Origin of the sequence: Streptomyces sp. NPDC058751 (assembly GCF_042746485.1) — a bacterium.
In the GTDB taxonomy this organism is placed as follows: Bacteria; Actinomycetota; Actinomycetes; order Streptomycetales; family Streptomycetaceae; genus Streptomyces.
The window spans coordinates 70,181-84,790 of sequence record NZ_JBHYPZ010000044.1; the positions used below are offsets into that span (position 1 = coordinate 70,181).

At 71.5% G+C, this 14,610-nt stretch carries 13 protein-coding genes; 3 read left to right on the plus strand and 10 right to left on the minus strand.

The annotated features are described in order from the left end of the window. Window positions 1-35: 35 nt before the first annotated feature. Window positions 36-530 carry an FBP domain-containing protein gene (locus tag ACFW6B_RS32500; RefSeq protein WP_386601731.1) on the minus strand — a complete coding sequence of 165 codons (495 nt, stop codon included), beginning with the start codon at window positions 528-530 and terminating at the stop codon, window positions 36-38. Between the two features lie 164 nt (window positions 531-694). Between ACFW6B_RS32500 and ACFW6B_RS32505 the strand changes: the two genes are divergently transcribed. Next, entirely contained in the window at window positions 695-1,705 is a 1,011-nt protein-coding gene (locus ACFW6B_RS32505; protein ID WP_386601734.1) for a phosphotransferase family protein, read from the plus strand. Between the two features lie 116 nt (window positions 1,706-1,821). On the opposite strand, the gene ACFW6B_RS32510 is transcribed toward ACFW6B_RS32505, so the two are convergent. From ACFW6B_RS32510 to ACFW6B_RS32525, 4 genes are read right to left on the minus strand one after another with little or no spacing between them, the layout of a single operon-like run. Next, window positions 1,822-3,180 (minus strand): GH1 family beta-glucosidase, encoded by a 1,359-nt coding sequence (locus tag ACFW6B_RS32510; RefSeq protein ID WP_386601736.1) that lies wholly within the window; start codon window positions 3,178-3,180, stop codon window positions 1,822-1,824. 47 nt (window positions 3,181-3,227) lie between these two features. Beyond that, window positions 3,228-4,100, minus strand: coding sequence for a carbohydrate ABC transporter permease (locus tag ACFW6B_RS32515; RefSeq protein ID WP_386601738.1), 873 nt, complete (start codon window positions 4,098-4,100; stop codon window positions 3,228-3,230). Beyond that, window positions 4,093-5,094 carry a carbohydrate ABC transporter permease gene (locus ACFW6B_RS32520; RefSeq protein WP_386601739.1) on the minus strand — a complete coding sequence of 334 codons (1,002 nt, stop codon included), beginning with the start codon at window positions 5,092-5,094 and terminating at the stop codon, window positions 4,093-4,095. The genes ACFW6B_RS32515 and ACFW6B_RS32520 overlap by 8 nt, the downstream gene beginning before the upstream one ends. A 14-nt stretch (window positions 5,095-5,108) precedes the next feature. Then, window positions 5,109-6,422 carry an ABC transporter substrate-binding protein gene (locus ACFW6B_RS32525; protein WP_386601741.1) on the minus strand — a complete coding sequence of 438 codons (1,314 nt, stop codon included), beginning with the start codon at window positions 6,420-6,422 and terminating at the stop codon, window positions 5,109-5,111. A 166-nt stretch (window positions 6,423-6,588) separates the two neighbouring features. Here ACFW6B_RS32525 and ACFW6B_RS32530 point away from each other — a divergent pair, with 166 nt between their 5' ends. Next, the gene (locus ACFW6B_RS32530) at window positions 6,589-7,911 is read left to right on the plus strand and encodes an ROK family protein (RefSeq protein WP_386601744.1); all 1,323 of its coding nucleotides are present in this window, start codon (window positions 6,589-6,591) and stop codon (window positions 7,909-7,911) included. Between the two features lie 429 nt (window positions 7,912-8,340). Continuing rightward, window positions 8,341-8,577, plus strand: coding sequence for a hypothetical protein (locus ACFW6B_RS32535; RefSeq protein WP_386601745.1), 237 nt, complete (start codon window positions 8,341-8,343; stop codon window positions 8,575-8,577). Between the two features lie 98 nt (window positions 8,578-8,675). On the opposite strand, the gene ACFW6B_RS32540 is transcribed toward ACFW6B_RS32535, so the two are convergent. From ACFW6B_RS32540 to ACFW6B_RS32560, 5 genes are all read right to left on the minus strand, one after another. Beyond that, window positions 8,676-9,341, minus strand: coding sequence for a hypothetical protein (locus ACFW6B_RS32540; RefSeq protein WP_386601747.1), 666 nt, complete (start codon window positions 9,339-9,341; stop codon window positions 8,676-8,678). A 15-nt stretch (window positions 9,342-9,356) separates the two neighbouring features. Further along, window positions 9,357-10,172 carry a hypothetical protein gene (locus ACFW6B_RS32545; protein ID WP_386601749.1) on the minus strand — a complete coding sequence of 272 codons (816 nt, stop codon included), beginning with the start codon at window positions 10,170-10,172 and terminating at the stop codon, window positions 9,357-9,359. 13 nt (window positions 10,173-10,185) lie between these two features. After that, window positions 10,186-11,967 (minus strand): substrate-binding domain-containing protein, encoded by a 1,782-nt coding sequence (locus ACFW6B_RS32550; RefSeq protein WP_386601751.1) that lies wholly within the window; start codon window positions 11,965-11,967, stop codon window positions 10,186-10,188. Between the two features lie 301 nt (window positions 11,968-12,268). Further along, on the minus strand, window positions 12,269-13,516 hold the full coding sequence (locus ACFW6B_RS32555; protein WP_386601753.1) for a lectin: 1,248 nt from the start codon (window positions 13,514-13,516) through the stop codon (window positions 12,269-12,271). Between the two features lie 141 nt (window positions 13,517-13,657). Continuing rightward, complete coding sequence (locus ACFW6B_RS32560; protein ID WP_386601755.1) at window positions 13,658-14,356, minus strand: VanZ family protein; 699 nt, start codon at window positions 14,354-14,356, stop codon at window positions 13,658-13,660. Between the last annotated feature and the right edge of the window lie 254 nt (window positions 14,357-14,610).

The following is a 14,610-nucleotide window of genomic DNA, read 5'->3' on the forward strand; positions in this document are numbered from 1 at the left end:
CCGTCCGGTCCCCGGGTGTGCGGCCCCGGCCGCGTTCAGTCGCGCAGCTTCGCCAGGAAGGCGGACAGGTGGCCGACCGTCCGGGCGATCTGCTGTTCCGTCGTGAGGCTCTCCTCGAAGCGGCTTCCGGGCCCGGGGGACCTCTTCCCCCGGAGGTAGAGGGAACAGGCGAGGTCGGCGCAGACGTAGATGCCGACCGAGTTGCCCTCGCGGCCCGCCGCGCCCGCCTTGCGGGCCGTCATCAGCGAGACGCCGCCGCCGGGGTGCGTCGTCAGGCACAGCGAGCACATGCTCCGGTGCAGAAAACCGCGCCGGGAGGAGGGCAGGCGCAGGGCCACGCCCACGAGGTCCCCCTCCAGCTCGGCCACGAGGTAGCTCCGGTCGGGAGCCCCGGGATCTCGCCAGCCCAGGAAGTCGAGGTCGTCCCAGGGGAGTTCACCGAGATCGCGGGGTGTCGCGAGGCGTTTGGCCTCGCCCCGGGAACAGTTGACGAACGAGTCGCGGACGGCCTGTTCGGTGAGTGGTCTCATGTGGCTCTCCTGGGTCCGGCGGTATCTTCGATCAAAACCTAGGGGTACTAGGTTTTGACCGAAGATATCTAGCTCGATGGAGAGGGGCCAATGGATTTCGGGCCGGACGGTGCGACGGTGCGCAACGGCTGCGGAGCCGTGCGGCGGCCTGGCAGGGTAGGGCCATGGACGAGGGGGACGCGGGAGCGGGCGCACGGGAGTGGGAGCGGGCCGCGCGGGCGCTCGGGGAGGCCGGGCTGCCGCCCGGGAGCCTCGTCGGCCGCCGGACCCTGGCAGGGGGTACGTACAACGCCGTCGAGGAGCTGAGGCTCGCCGACGGCAGCCGTTACGTGCTGAAGGTCCCGCCCCCGCGGACCGTTCCCGCCCTGGCCTACGAGCGGCGGCTCCTGGTCTCCGAGGCGGAGTTCTGCCTCCGGGCGGCGACCGTCGGCGTACCGGCGCCCTCGCCGGTCGGCGACCGCCGTGACGGCCACCTGCTGATGACGCGCTGTCCCGGCGAGCCCTGGGCGGACCTTCTCGAGGACGAACACGGTCCGCTCCGCAGGCGGTTGGGCCGTCTGGTGGCCCGGCTGCACACGGTGACCGGTCCCGGCTTCGGCTACCCCTCCGGCGCGTTCGGCCCACTCGCCCCCGACTGGCGGACCGCCTTCACCGGGATGTACGAGGCGCTTCTGGACGACGCCCGGGAGTACCGCGCCTGGCTGCCCCGTCCCGTGGACGAGGTGGCCCGGACGGCACGGACCGCCTTCGGCGCCCTGGACGAGGTCACCGTCCCCAGGCTCGTCCACTTCGACCTGTGGCGGGGGAACATCCTGGTCGAGCGGACGGAGTCGGGCCCGCGCATCGGCGGTCTGATCGACGGCGAGCGCATGTTCTGGGGCGACCCGCTCGCCGACTTCGTCTCCCTGGCCCTGCTCGGGGACATCCGCCGGGACACCGACTTCCTGACGGGCTATCAAGAGGAGGGCGGAGTGGTCACGTTCGACCGCTCGACGCGACAGCGCCTGGCTCTGTACCGCAGTTACCTGTATTTGATCATGCTCATCGAGACCGTCCCGCGCGCGTCCGGCGACGAACGGACCGCCTGGGCGCGCGCGACGGTGGGCCCGCAGCTCACGGCGGCCCTCGACGAGATCGGCCGGGGCGCGAACGCCCCGGCCGACAAAGACTTTTAGCGCCGCAGCGGGCGGAACGCCGCCCGCTGCGGCACCGGATCCGCCACGGCGCCGAGGTCGCCTTGAGGCATGCCGGTGCCTCTCCCCGTGCCCCGTGCCCCGTGCGCCGGGCGGCCTCAGGCGGCCTTGCGCGCGCCCCCGCGGTGCTGGCGGACGATCTCGGCGTAGCGGTGACCGCTGCCCTTGATCGTCCGCTTCTGCGTCTCGTAGTCGACGTGCACGAGACCGAACCGCTTGTCGTAGCCGTACGCCCACTCGAAGTTGTCCAGCAGCGACCAGGCGAAGTAGCCGGCCAGCGGAGCCCCCTTGCGGGCCGCCGACGCGCAGGCCGCCAGGTGCTGTTCGAGGTACGCGACGCGCTCCGGGTCGTGGACGGTGCCGTCGGGGCGTACGACGTCGGGATAGGCGGAGCCGTTCTCCGTGACGTACAGCCTGCGGGCGCCGTACTCGTCCGTCAGGCGCAGCAGCAGGCTCTCGATGCCGGCGGCCTCGATCTCCCAGTCCATGGCCGTGACCGGCACGCCGGGCCGGCTGATCTGCCGCGCGTACGGGGCCGGGCCGGTCGGGTCGTCGACGACGTGGGACGGGAAGTAGTAGTTCAGGCCCAGCCAGTCCAGCGGTGCCGCCATCGTCTCCAGGTCACCGGCCACCTCAGGGAGTTCGACCCCGTAGACCTCGACCATGTCGGCGGGGAAGCCGCGGCCGTGCACCGGGTCGAGCCACCAGCGGTTGGTGTGCCCGTCCAGCCGCTTCGCCGCCGCGACGTCCTCGGGGCGGTCGGTGGCGGCCTCGATGCTGCCCAGGTTGTTGACGATGCCGATCCGCGCGCCGGGCACGGCCGCGCGGATCGCCTGGGTGGCGAGTCCGTGCCCGAGCAGGAGGTGGTACGAGGCCCGGACGGCGGCCGTGAGGTCGGTCAGGCCGGGGGCCATCCGCCCCTCCAGGTGGCCGATCCAGGCCGAGCACAGCGGCTCGTTGAGGGTGGTCCAGTGCTGGACGCGGTCGCCGAGCCGCTCCGCGACGGCCGACGCGTAGGCGGCGAGGTGGTGCGCGGTGTCACGGGCGGGCCAGCCGCCGCGGTCCTGGAGCACCTGCGGCAGGTCCCAGTGGTAGAGCGTGACCGAGGGCGTGATGCCCGCCTCCAGCAAGGCGTCGATCAGCGCGTCGTAGAAGTCGAGCCCCTTGGCGTTGACCGGGCCGTCGCCGCCCGGCATCACCCGGGGCCACGCGACGGACAGCCGGTAGGCGTTGGTGCCGAGCCGGCGCATGAGGCCGATGTCCTCGCGCCAGCGGTGGTAGTGGTCGCAGGCGACGTCCCCGTCGTCGCCGTTGTCCACCTTGCCCGGCGTGTGCGAGAAGGTGTCCCAGATGGAGGCGGAGCGGCCGTCCTCGGCGACGGCGCCCTCGATCTGGTAGGCCGACGTGGCCGTGCCCCACAGGAAGTCCTCGGGGAGGGCGGCGAGGTCGATGGTCACTGAAGTCCCTTCTTCGTCAACGGGGTCGGTGGGGTCGGTGGGCCCGGTCACTTGACGGCTCCCGCCGTGAGACCGGCGACGAGATAGCGCTGGAGCAGCAGGAAGCCGGCCACCACGGGGACGCTGACGACCAGCGAGGCGGCCATGATCTGGTTCCAGTACACGTCGTTGAGCGTGGAGTAGCCCTGGAGGCCGACGGCGAGGGTGCGGGTCGTGTCGTTGGTCATCACCGACGCGAACAGCACCTCGCCCCAGGCGGTCATGAAGGCGTAGACGGCGACCGCGACGATGCCGGGGATCGCCGCGGGAACGACGACGCGGAAGAGCGCCCCGAGCGGCCCGCAGCCGTCCACCAGCGCCGCCTCGTCGAGATCGCGCGGCACCGAGTCGAAGTACCCGATCAGCATCCAGATCGAGAACGGCAGCGAGAAGGTCAGATACGTGAGGATCAGACCGCCGCGCGAGCCGAACAGCGCGATCCCGGTGGCGTTGCCGATGTTGACGTAGATCAGGAACAGCGGCAGCAGGAACAGGATGCCGGGGAACATCTGGGTGGACAGCACGGTGACCGTGAAGACGCGCTTGCCGCGGAATTCGTAACGGCTGACGGCGTAGGCGGAGAAGACGGCGATCACGACCGAGCAGGCCGTGGCCGCCCCGGCCACGATCAGCGAGTTCATGAAGTACTTCGCCAGCGGCACCGTCGACCAGATGTCGATGTACGGCCGTACCGTCAGGCCGCTCGGCAGCCAGCGGAACTTCCCCGAGACGTCCGCGAGCGGCTTCAGCGAGCTGGAGACCATGACGTAGACGGGCACCAGGACGAAGCCGGCGAGCAGGGTGAGGAAGATCCGCCGGGACCACAGGAAGGACCGCGGCGGGGCCATCGGGGAGCGGGGGGTGCTGGAGGTGCTAGACATCGGCCGTCTTCTTTCCCCGGGAGGTCAGCAGCAGGTAGACGCCGGTCACCACGAGCAGGAAGAGCAGCAGCAGCACGGACATCGCCGAGCCGGTGCCGAAGTTCCAGGTGACGAAGGACGACTGGTAGATGTGGACCGAGATGAGGTCCGCCGATTCCGGGGCGGTCCTGCCGAACAGGACGAACGGCGTGTTGAAGTCGTTGAACGTCCACAGGAACAGCACCAGCACCAGGACCTGGTTGACCGGCCGCAGCGACGGCAGGGTGATGTGGCGGAGCTGCCGCCACATGCCGGCGCCGTCGAGGGCGGCGGCCTCGTACAGCTCGCCCGGGATGTTCTGCAGGCCCGCCATGACGATCAGGAAGGCGAACGGCCAGCCCTTCCACACGGACACGGTGAGCAGCGCGTAGAAGCTGTTGTCGCCGATCAGCCAGAAGGACGGCTTGTCGGTGAGGTGGAGCTGGTCGTGCAGGACGTGGTTCACCAGGCCGTTGTCGTGCTGGAACATGAACACCCAGGTGATCACGGCCGCGTAGACGGGCAGCGCGTACGGCACCAGGAACAGGGCCCGCAGCACTCCCCGCCCCACGAAGTTGTCCTGCATGTAGATCGCGGCGGCCGTGCCGATCAGCCAGCACAGGCCGACCGAGAGCAGCGTGAAGCCGATGGTGACGAAGAACGAGTGCAGCAGTGCCTCACCGACCGGCTCGTCGAAGCGCACCGACACGGAGTAGTTGTCGAAGCCGGCCCAGGGCGCCGTGCCCCAGTCGCGGATGTAGAACTGCGTGAGCTCCTTGAAGCTCATCACGACGCCGATCACCATCGGCACCAGGTGGACCAGGAGTTCGAGGGCGAGGGCGGGCAGCAGGAGCAGGTAAGGGAGTCCGATGCGCTTGATCCGCCCGGTGCGGCGCGGGCCGCGCGCCGCACCGGGGGAGCTCTTGCGCACCGTCCGCTCGCCGGGTTCGGCGGAAGCGGCGGTCGTGGTGGTCATGACGGTGTCCGCACTCACTTCTTCGGCATCTGCTGCTGGGCCTTCTCCAGCGCCGCCTTCACCGACGCGGTGGTCACCGCGCGACCGGCGGCGGCGTCCGCGAACAGGCCCTTGACGGCGGTGCCGACCGCGGTCTCGAACTGGGACTCGTCGGCGACCTGCGGAAGCGCGACGGCGCTCTTGGCCAGGGTGTCCTTGAGAACCGAGTTCGAGGGGGAGTTGAACGCGGTGTCCGTCTGGGCCGCCTTGACCGGCGGGATGGAGCTGTAGGCCGTGTTGAGGATCTTCTGCTCGGCGTCGCTGGTCATGAACTTCACGAACTTCGTGGCGCCGTCGAGGTTCTTGGTGTTCTTGAACACCGCGAGGTTGATGCCCGCGACCATCGAGTTGACGTTCGTGCCCGTGCCCGGGGTGCCGGACTGCACGGGGACCGGGGCGATCCCGTACGCGTCCTCGGCCATGCCCTGCGACTTGAGGTTGGCGGACGCGGACTGCCACAGCAGCATGGCGTTCTTGCCCTTGGCGAAGTCGCTCACCGACTGGTTCTGGGCGTACTCGGCGTTGCCCGGGGCGATGACCTTGTCCTTCGCCATCAGGTCCACGTACTGCTTGACCGCGGCGACGGCACCGTCGTTGGTGAAGTCGGCCTTGCCGTCGGCGGTGAAGAAGTCGGCGCCGTGCTGCTTGGCGAAGACGAAGACGTGGTGGATGTTCTCCGACGCGTTCGAACCCTCCGCGCCGAGACCCCACTTGCCGCCCTTGGAGAGTTTCTTGCCGTCGGCGACCAGTTCGTCCCAGGTGGCCGGCGGGTTCGCGATACCGGCGTCGGCGAACATCTTCTTGTTGTAGTAGAGCGCGTACGCCATCGAGTACAGCGGCACCGCGGCCGGGTCCTTGCCCTCGACGCCCGTCGAGCCGAGCGCGGAGTCGACGAAGCGGTCCCTGCCGCCGATCTTGCCGAAGTTCTTCGCGTCCCAGGGCAGCAGCGCGCCGGTGGCCTGGAGCGAGGCGCTCCAGGTGTTGCCTATGTTGAGGACGTCCGGGCCCTGGCCCGAGGTGGTGGCGGTGAGGATGCGGTTCAGCAGGTCGGACCAGGGCACGACCTCCAGCTTCACCTTGATGCCGGTTTCCTTCTCGAACTTGGCCAGTTCGGGCGCGAGCACCTTCTTGTCGACCTCGATGCTCGCGCCCTGGTTGGACGCCCAGTACGTGAGCGTCTTCGGCGAGGCGTTGGACCCGCCGCTCGACGAGCCGCCGCCACAGGCGGTCGCGGCGGTCAGCAGAGTGATGGTGACCGCACCTGCGGCCGCGGCTCGGATTCTGCGCATGCTGCTTCTGTCCCTTTCCCGGAGGGAGCGATGACGTCGTCCGCGTTCGCTTCCCGGACGGCCATCATGGCTTAATTTAGGACGTGAGTTAAGACCCCTGAGAAAGTCGCGTCAAGGGATCGCGCAGGGGTATCTTGCAGGTCGGGCAGGCCGGAAGGGACATCACATGGCGGGGCGGAACGGACGGACAGTGCGTGACCTGCGGCGGGGCAACCGGACCGCCGTACTGCAACGGTTGTATTTCGACGGGCCGCTGAGCCGCTACGAACTCGGTCCCGCGACCGGGCTGAGTTCCGGATCCGTCAGCAACGTGGTCGCCGAACTCGTCGCCGACGGCCTCGTCGAGGAGGCCGGAAGCGTCGACTCCGACGGCGGACGCCCCCGCACCCTGCTGCGGGTCGTGCCCGGCAGCGGCCACATGATCGGCGTCGACGTCGGCGAGACCCGCGTCCGCGTCGAGCTGTTCGACCTGACCCTCACCGAACTCGCCCGCACCGAGAGGCCGTTGGAACGGCAGGGATACGAGGCCGACCGGCCGCTGAGACGCCAGGGGTACGACGTCGACGTCATCGTCGGCCACATCCGCGACGGCATCGCCGAGGTCCTGGCCGAGGCGGACATCGCCCCGGAACAGCTCCTGGGCGTCGGCATAGGAGTGCCCGGCATCGTCGCCCGCACCCCCGAGCGCGGAGCGGTCGTGCACGGCCAGACCATCGGCTGGGACGCCGTCCCGCTGGAGTCCCTGCTCCGCTCCGCCTGCGAACTCCCCGACACCGTGCCGTACTTCGCGGACAACGGCGCCCGCACCCTCGGCCAGGCCGAGATGTGGTTCGGCGCCGGACGCGGCGCCCGCAACGCGGTGGTCGTGCTCTTCGGCTCCGGCGTGGGCGCCTGCCTGGTCACCGAGGAGGTCGAGAACGGCCGGTCCGTCGAGTGGGGGCACCTGACCGTACGGGTCAGGGGGCGCCGCTGCCGCTGCGGGGCACTCGGCTGCCTGGAGGCGTACGCGGGCGCGGAGGCCCTCCTCGACCGCTGGCGCGAGGAGGGCGGGCGGCCCCCGGAGGGCACGGACGAGGAGACCGCGCTCACCGCGATGCTCGCCGCCGCCTACCCGCCCGGGGGCGCCGAGCCCGACCCCGTCGCGCTCGCCGTCCTGGAGGAGACCGCCGAGTACCTGGGCGCGGGCCTCTCCGACCTGATCAACCTCTTCCAGCCCGAACGCATCCTCATCGGCGGCTGGGCCGGCCTCCAGCTCGGTTCCCGCTTCCTGCCCGCCGTACGCCGGTACGCCTCCTCGTACGCCCTGCGCTACCCGGCCCAGCACGTCACCGTGGACCTCGGCCGTCTCGGCCCCGACGCCGTCACGGTCGGCGCCGCGATCCTCCCGCTGGCCGACTTCTTCGCCCGCGGCGGCCGACGCGCGGAACCCGCGCCGACGGGACCCCCGCCCGCCTGGCGCACGGCCCTAGAGGAGCGCGCACCGCACTGATCCCCTCCGCGGCTGATCCTCTCCGCGCCGACGGGCAGGAAAAAGACCCCGACCGGACGGGGGAATCTCGGTCGGGGCCGTCTGCGTGGGCACCGACGGCGGTCGCCTCGCGGCGAAACGCTCCGCAGGGCTTCAGCCGGACGATCGTCCCTGCGGGCTCGGGCGGGGCCCGGGGACACCGTCCCATCCGCACCCACGTTTTGTTCAACGGGTAACTACCTATGTGTGTTCCCCGGAACGGGGCCGTCGGCGGTGACGTGTGTCACGGCGCCCCACGGGTCCGGGGTCCGGGACGGCGCCCGCGTTCACCCGGCCGGGGGACGCCCGGCGCTCCGCCGCTTCGTCCGTGCCGGGCCGCACGGGCGACGGGTCCCCTGGCGCTCCGTCGCTGACCAGCGGGAAGAGCCGGGACCGCCTTACGCTCTAGTCATGACCGAAAGCGAGAGCCCGCACATCTCCCACCCGCGGATCCTTGTGCTCAAGGTGCAGCCGGGAACGCCGCCGTTCCGGATCATGGAGATCGACGGCGAGATGGTGGGCGAGGCGAAGGCGATCACGGACGTCCTGGAGTACGCGGCGGCGTACGGCATCACGGTCGACGATCTCGACGACCCCGACGTGGTCCGCTGGGTGGGCGGCGACAAACTCACCTGGCATCCGGGCTGACGCGCGGTTTCGGCGTCGGGGTCCTTCCCGTCCCGGTCGGTACGGCCGGGGCCCTCCGGAGAGCGGGCGGCGGAGGGGGAGCGGCCCGGCCGCGGCGTTCACCACTCGCGGGGCCAGGCCGCCGCCGTGGCGGCGCAGGCGAGAACGTGGACGGCGGCGAGGGCCGCGAAGGCGGTGATGCCCGGTGGCACGTCGGTGTCGTCCAGGCGCTCGGCGGCGATGGGCGGGGCCCAGCCGTCCGGTACCAGCGAGACGGTGACGACCGTACCGACGGGTGTGCGGGCTCGCGGGCCGTACGCCAGGGAACCGAGGTCACGCCCGGTCGCCGGGTCCGTGAGGCGGTAGCGGGTGCGCCAGGTGTCCTCCTCCTCCAGGTCGAGGACGGGCTCGGCCTCGGCGATCCGGGCCGGGACGGGGTGCCCGGCCAGATCGTGGAGGGTCCAAGGGGCCAGCCACGGTGCCGTCAGGAGCAGAGCGGCGGCGGTGAGTCCGGGTATCGCGGTGCGAAGGCCGGAGTCGTCCCAGGAACCGCCGATCGCCACGGCCAGGACGAGCGAGGCGCCCGCGAGGACGAGGAAGGCCAGAGCCCATCTGCCGCTCTGGTTGCGGGAGGCGAAGGGGACCGTGATCGGCACGACGGCCAGGGACCACAGCATCACGACCGCGAAGCGCCCTTTGCCCTCCTTGTCCAACCACCAGTTCGCGACCGGTTCCACGACCAGGTTCAGCAGGATCGCCGCCGCGAGGCGGCCTCTTCCGGGCATGTGCCGCCAGCCTCCTCACTCCGGCCGTTCCCCGGCCGCGCCGTGCAGTGAGCGGGTGATCTCGTCGAGCGTGTCGAGGCCGGCCTGTACCGCCTCCAGTTCGTGGTCGAGGGCGGTGAGGTCCGCCGGGACGGCGGAGAAGTCCGTCGCGGCGTCGAGGGACAGCAGCATGGCGCCGCGCTCGGCCGCGGCCTCCAGGCGCAGGGCGGTGGCCTGCATGGTGGTGATCAGGAGCCGGCGCAGTTCGGCCAGGCGCTTCAGGGTCGCGAGGCGTTCGCCCGTCGCATGGGCGGCGTCCTGCTTGGCCCGCCGCAGCGGGCCGTCGGGGAGGGTCCGGGTCTCCTCCTCCAGGCGCTCCCGCTCGTGGCGCAGGACGTGGTGGTCGGCGGCCGCGCCGCTGGTGTCGATGACGCGGACCGCCTCGGCCGCCACGGTCAGCCGGTCGGCCGCCTCCCGTACGGACGCCGCCGCCGTCGTCAGCGTCGGGCGGAGCGAGGCGCTGGTGCTCCGCAGGCACTGGTGCTCCAGCCGGTCGGCGGCCGCCGTCGCGCGGTTCAGCCAGCCGGCGGCGTCGGCGGGCGGTTCGGCCGGTGCGTTTGCCGGCCGGTTCGCGTGCCGGATGCCCGGCCGGCCGGTCGCGGGCCTCGCGGACGCGGGGAGCGCGGGGCGGGTGAGACGGCCGGTGACCGCGTGCGCCGCCCATACGAGGCCGCCGACGCCCGCGCCGGCGGGCAGCGCGGCGACCGCCGGCGCGCCGGCGAGGAAGGCCGTGGCACTGCCCGCGCAGGCGAACAGCACGACCGCGACGGCGGGAAGAAGCCGGTTGTCCATCGCGTCCTTCCTGTCAGAAGTTGCTGATGACGGAGACCATCACCTTGTCGATGACCGCCGGGTCGCGGGCGTCGTAGGAGGTGGCCTCGGTGGCTGTGGCGATCTTCGTGAGCGTGCCGAAGTCGGCCTGGCCGCTGAAGGCGACGGTGAAGACGCGTACGGAGCGCTCCAGCCGGCCGGCGTCGAGGTCGCGCAGAAGTGCGTCGAGGTCGTTGTCCGGCGGGTACTCGTTCCTGCCGTCGGTCAGGACGACGACGGCGTTGATGCGGTCGGCGTCCAGGTCGGCCAGCATCTTCTGGTGGGCGGCGCGCACGGTGGCGTAGAGGGCGGTGCCGCCTTCGGCGCTGAGCCCGTCGATGGCCTCGGTGAGCCGCTGTTCGTTGTCGCGGACGCGGCCGGGCGGCACGATCTGCCGGTACGGCTCGGACTGGCCCTCGGTCTCGGTGGAGAACGCCCACAGACCGACCTCGTCGTCGGGGTGGTAGAGGCCGAGGGTGTCGACGGCGGCCTTCTTGGCGGCCTCCAGCCGGCTCCGTCCGCCGCCCGCGGCCTGGTTCATCGACCCGGAGACGTCCATGACGAGCAACACCCGGGCCTTCTTGCGCAGTTCGTCCCAGCTGTCCAGCACCGCCGCCAGCACCTCGGGCGCGGGCGAGTCGATCAGTGACAGGTTCCGCTTGCTCTGCCCGGACAGGCTGACCGAACGGGCCAGCGCGCTGTCGGCGTTGCCCTCGTGGTCGCGGAACCCGGTCTGCTGGAAGCGCTTCTGCCGGGCGTCCTCCAGCAGGAAGGCGCGGAAGTCGGCGGCCGCGGCCCGCTGTTGCGCCGAGGCCGAGGGCAGCACCACGAAGGGGTGGTCGAACATCAGCGTGCCGTCGGCCGGGTGCACGGCCACCAGCGGCACCCGCGGCTTCTTCCCCTTGCCGAGCCGGTCGGTCTCGCCCGTGGGACTGCCCTGGTTGTACAGGTGGATCAACTGCTCCTGGACGGCCACGGCGCTGGCGTACGACAGGGCCTGCCCGTCGGCGTCCGCCTCGGCGAGGTTGGCCATGTACGCGGTCGCGTCGGATGCGTAGTGCAGGACGCCCGCCTCGACCCCGGCCACGAACCGCCGGGTCTTCGGGTCCTTCACCTCCTTCACGGTGAGGTCGCCGGAGCGGCCGGTGGCGGCGTAGAAGGAGGCCACGGTCGCACCCAGGCCCGAGGTGGAGGTGTGCGGGTTGTCCTTGCCCAGGCTGAAGCGGCCCCACTCGGGCCGGCCGGCCGAGGCCCAGCCCTTCTTCGTCAGAGACAGCACGTCCCGCCAGCCGATCCGCTTCTCCGGCCAGCCGAGCGCCTCCGCCATCGGCCGGGGCATGGCGATCGCCAGCGGGCTGGTGGCCAGCGACCGCGGCTCCTCGTCGGTGAGCAGCGCGCGGTCGGCGGCGGTCGCGTCGCGCTGGAGCAGTGTCAGCCACAGCGAGGAGGACGGCGTCCACACCTGCGGTTCGGGCGCGCCGTCCCGCCGCTCGTCCCACCCCTGGGCCAGAGCGTCCTTGGCGACGCCGGAACTCGTCTCCGACACCTCCACCCGGGCGCACTCCCCGTCCGGGAGGTCACGCCCGGAGTCGTTGTACTCATCGGCCAGTTCGGCGAGCAGGTCGCCCTTCTCCGTCGAGGAGTTGACCTCCAGGCGCACCTCGCAGCCGCGTCCCGAACCGCCGAGGGACACGCTCACCACCACGCCCAGGCCCGCGAGCAGCACCAGCCCGACCACGACCGCCACCACCAGCGGCAGCCGACGAACGCTTCCCATGACACCCCCCATGTCCACGCCCCGTCCGAGCCCGGCTCTTCCCGGATCGCCGGACGGAAGCCGTCCGGCCGGTCGCGCATGAGCGGTCGACGTCGTCGTCACGAGGATCCGCGCACGACAAGACGCTCGTCGTCACACGATCTCCACGCCGGGTTGCGATGTCAATGGCCCTGCCCGCACGATGGCGGCGGACGGGGGGTACCGGCCACGCACGGCACACCGTCCCGTCCCCCGGGCCGGGCGGAGGCCGTGGCCGGGGGACGGGGCGGGCGGGATGCGGAGCCGTGCGGCCGAGGGGCTGTCAGCCCACCGTCCACTTCTGGTTGGCGCCGCCCGTGCACGTCCAGATCTGCAGACGGGTGCCGTTGGCCGCGTTGTTGCCCGTGACGTCCAGGCATTTGTTCGCCTGGGGGTTCACGATGTCGTGCGCCGCGGTGACCGTCCACTTCTGGTTGGGGCCGCCGGTGCAGTCCCAGAGCTGGACCGTCGAGCCGTCCGCCGTGCCGTTGCCCGTGACGTCCAGGCACTTGCCGAGAGCGCGGACCGTGCCGTCGGCGGACACCGTCCACTGCTGGGCGTTCGTCCCGTTGCAGTCGTAGAGCTGTACGGGTGTTCCGTTGGCCGGGTTGGCGGCGGCCACGTCCACGCACTTGCCCGCGAGGCCCCTGATCGGACCGCTGGTGCCGCCCGGGCCGTCGCCCGTCGTCACCTTCACCTCGTCGACGACGAGCTGCTGCGGGAAGGAGGTGGAGCCGTCGGGGTCGCCGGGCCAGTATCCGCCGACCGCGAGGTTCAGGATCAGGAAGAACGGCTTGTCGAACACCCAGGTCTTCCCGCCCAGGTCGGCGGGTGTGCGCCGCTGGTAGACCGTGCCGTCCACCGACCAGGTGATCGAGTTCGGCGCCCAGTCGACCGCGAACGTGTGGAAGGCGTCCGCGAACGCCTGGCCGTTCGGGAGGGAGTAGCCCGCGCCGATGCCGGCGGAGCCCGAGTACCCGGGACCGTGGATGGTGCCGTGCACGGTGGACGGCTCGAAGCCCACGTTCTCCATGACGTCGATCTCGCCGGAGTTCGGCCAGCCGACCTGCCCGATGTCGCTGCCGAGCATCCAGAAGGCCGGCCACATGCCCTGCCCGCGCGGGATCTTCATGCGGGCCTCGACATGGCCGTACGTCGACGTGAACTTCCCGGAGGTGTTCATCCGGGCCGACGTGTACTGGCACGTGCCGTACCAGCACTGGTAGTTGGCCGGGTTCTCCTTGCGGGCCGTGATCACCAGATGGCCCTGGCCGTCCAGAGCGGCGTTCTTGTTGCCCGACGTGTAGTACTGCCGCTCGTGGTTGTTGACGTTGTCCCCGGTCTCCAGCTGCCACTTGGAGGAGTCGGCGGCCGAACCGGCGGGACCGTCGAAGGTGTCCTGGAACGTCACGGCCGCCGCGGCCGCCGCCGGACCCGCGGGGGCGGGAGCGGCGAAGGCCGGGGCGGAGACGAGGAGCGCGGCGGACAGCGCGGCGAACAGACATCGGCGGAGCAGGCGTGGGGAGCCCATGACTCTCATTTCCGTACGGCCGTCCGTGACGGGTGGGCCGACTGAGGTGGGGGGGTGGGGGGTCCATGCTTCGCCTCTTGATTTAAGAAGTGAGGTAAGGGAGTGTCAATACTCTGGTACGGACCGGCAGTTGACGTTCCGTCAGGCGCGGGAACGCTTCCTGGGGTGCACGGCCCGGCCGAACCGCCGGCCCAGGAGGAGGTAACCCGCCAGTGCCCCGGTCGTGTTGAGGATGACGTCGTCGATGTCGAAGGAACGGCCGGTGATGAGGGCTCCCTGGACGAGTTCGACCAGGAGCATGACCGCCGCCGTGAGCGCGAGGACGCGCAGGATGCCGCGGGTCTTCGGGAACACCACCGGCAGCAGCACGCCGAAGGGAACCCCGAGCAGCAGGTTGCCGCCGATCTGCCTGACGGCGTCGCGCAGCTCGGGCTGGTCGAGATAGGCCCGCAGGGAGGCCCCTGGGTGGAGGTTGTCGTGGATCAGCTCCGTGGACGCCGGCGAGGGCTCCAGCGTCAGCCGGGCCAGTACGACGGCGAACGCCACCATGGCCGCGAACGCGACCAGCATGGCCAGCAGCCGGAAGGGCAGTGCCAGGGCTCCGGTCTCCCGGGGCCGGGTCTGAGTCGGCGCCGGGTCGCGCTTCGGCCTCACGCGGCCGAAGAGGGACCGCCGTCTCCCCGGCTCGCCCCGGTCCGCCTTCGCCGTCGGCCCGGACTTCGAGGCCGTCCTGCCCCGCTCGGCCTTCGGCGCGGGCTTCGCCCGGTCCGTCTCCGTCTTCGGCGCCGGTTTCCGGCGGCTCGCCTTCGCGGCGCGGGCACGCAACGCGGTGCGGACCATGAGACCCTCCCCTTTTCAACTGCCTTCTGGTGCAGCCCGCTTACCCCCGGCGGGGCCGGGAATTCCCGGGGACCCGGCGGGGGAGAGGGCTTTTGAGCCACGGGGCTTCGCGGTGACGGGACGGGGCTTCGCGGTGACGGCGTGCCGACGGGGCGGGGGGGGGGGCCCCCCGCCGCGGGGCGGGCCCCCCCCCCCCCCCCCCCGCCCCGCGGGGGCCCCGCCGGCCCCCCACACCAACCCCCCCCCCAACATCA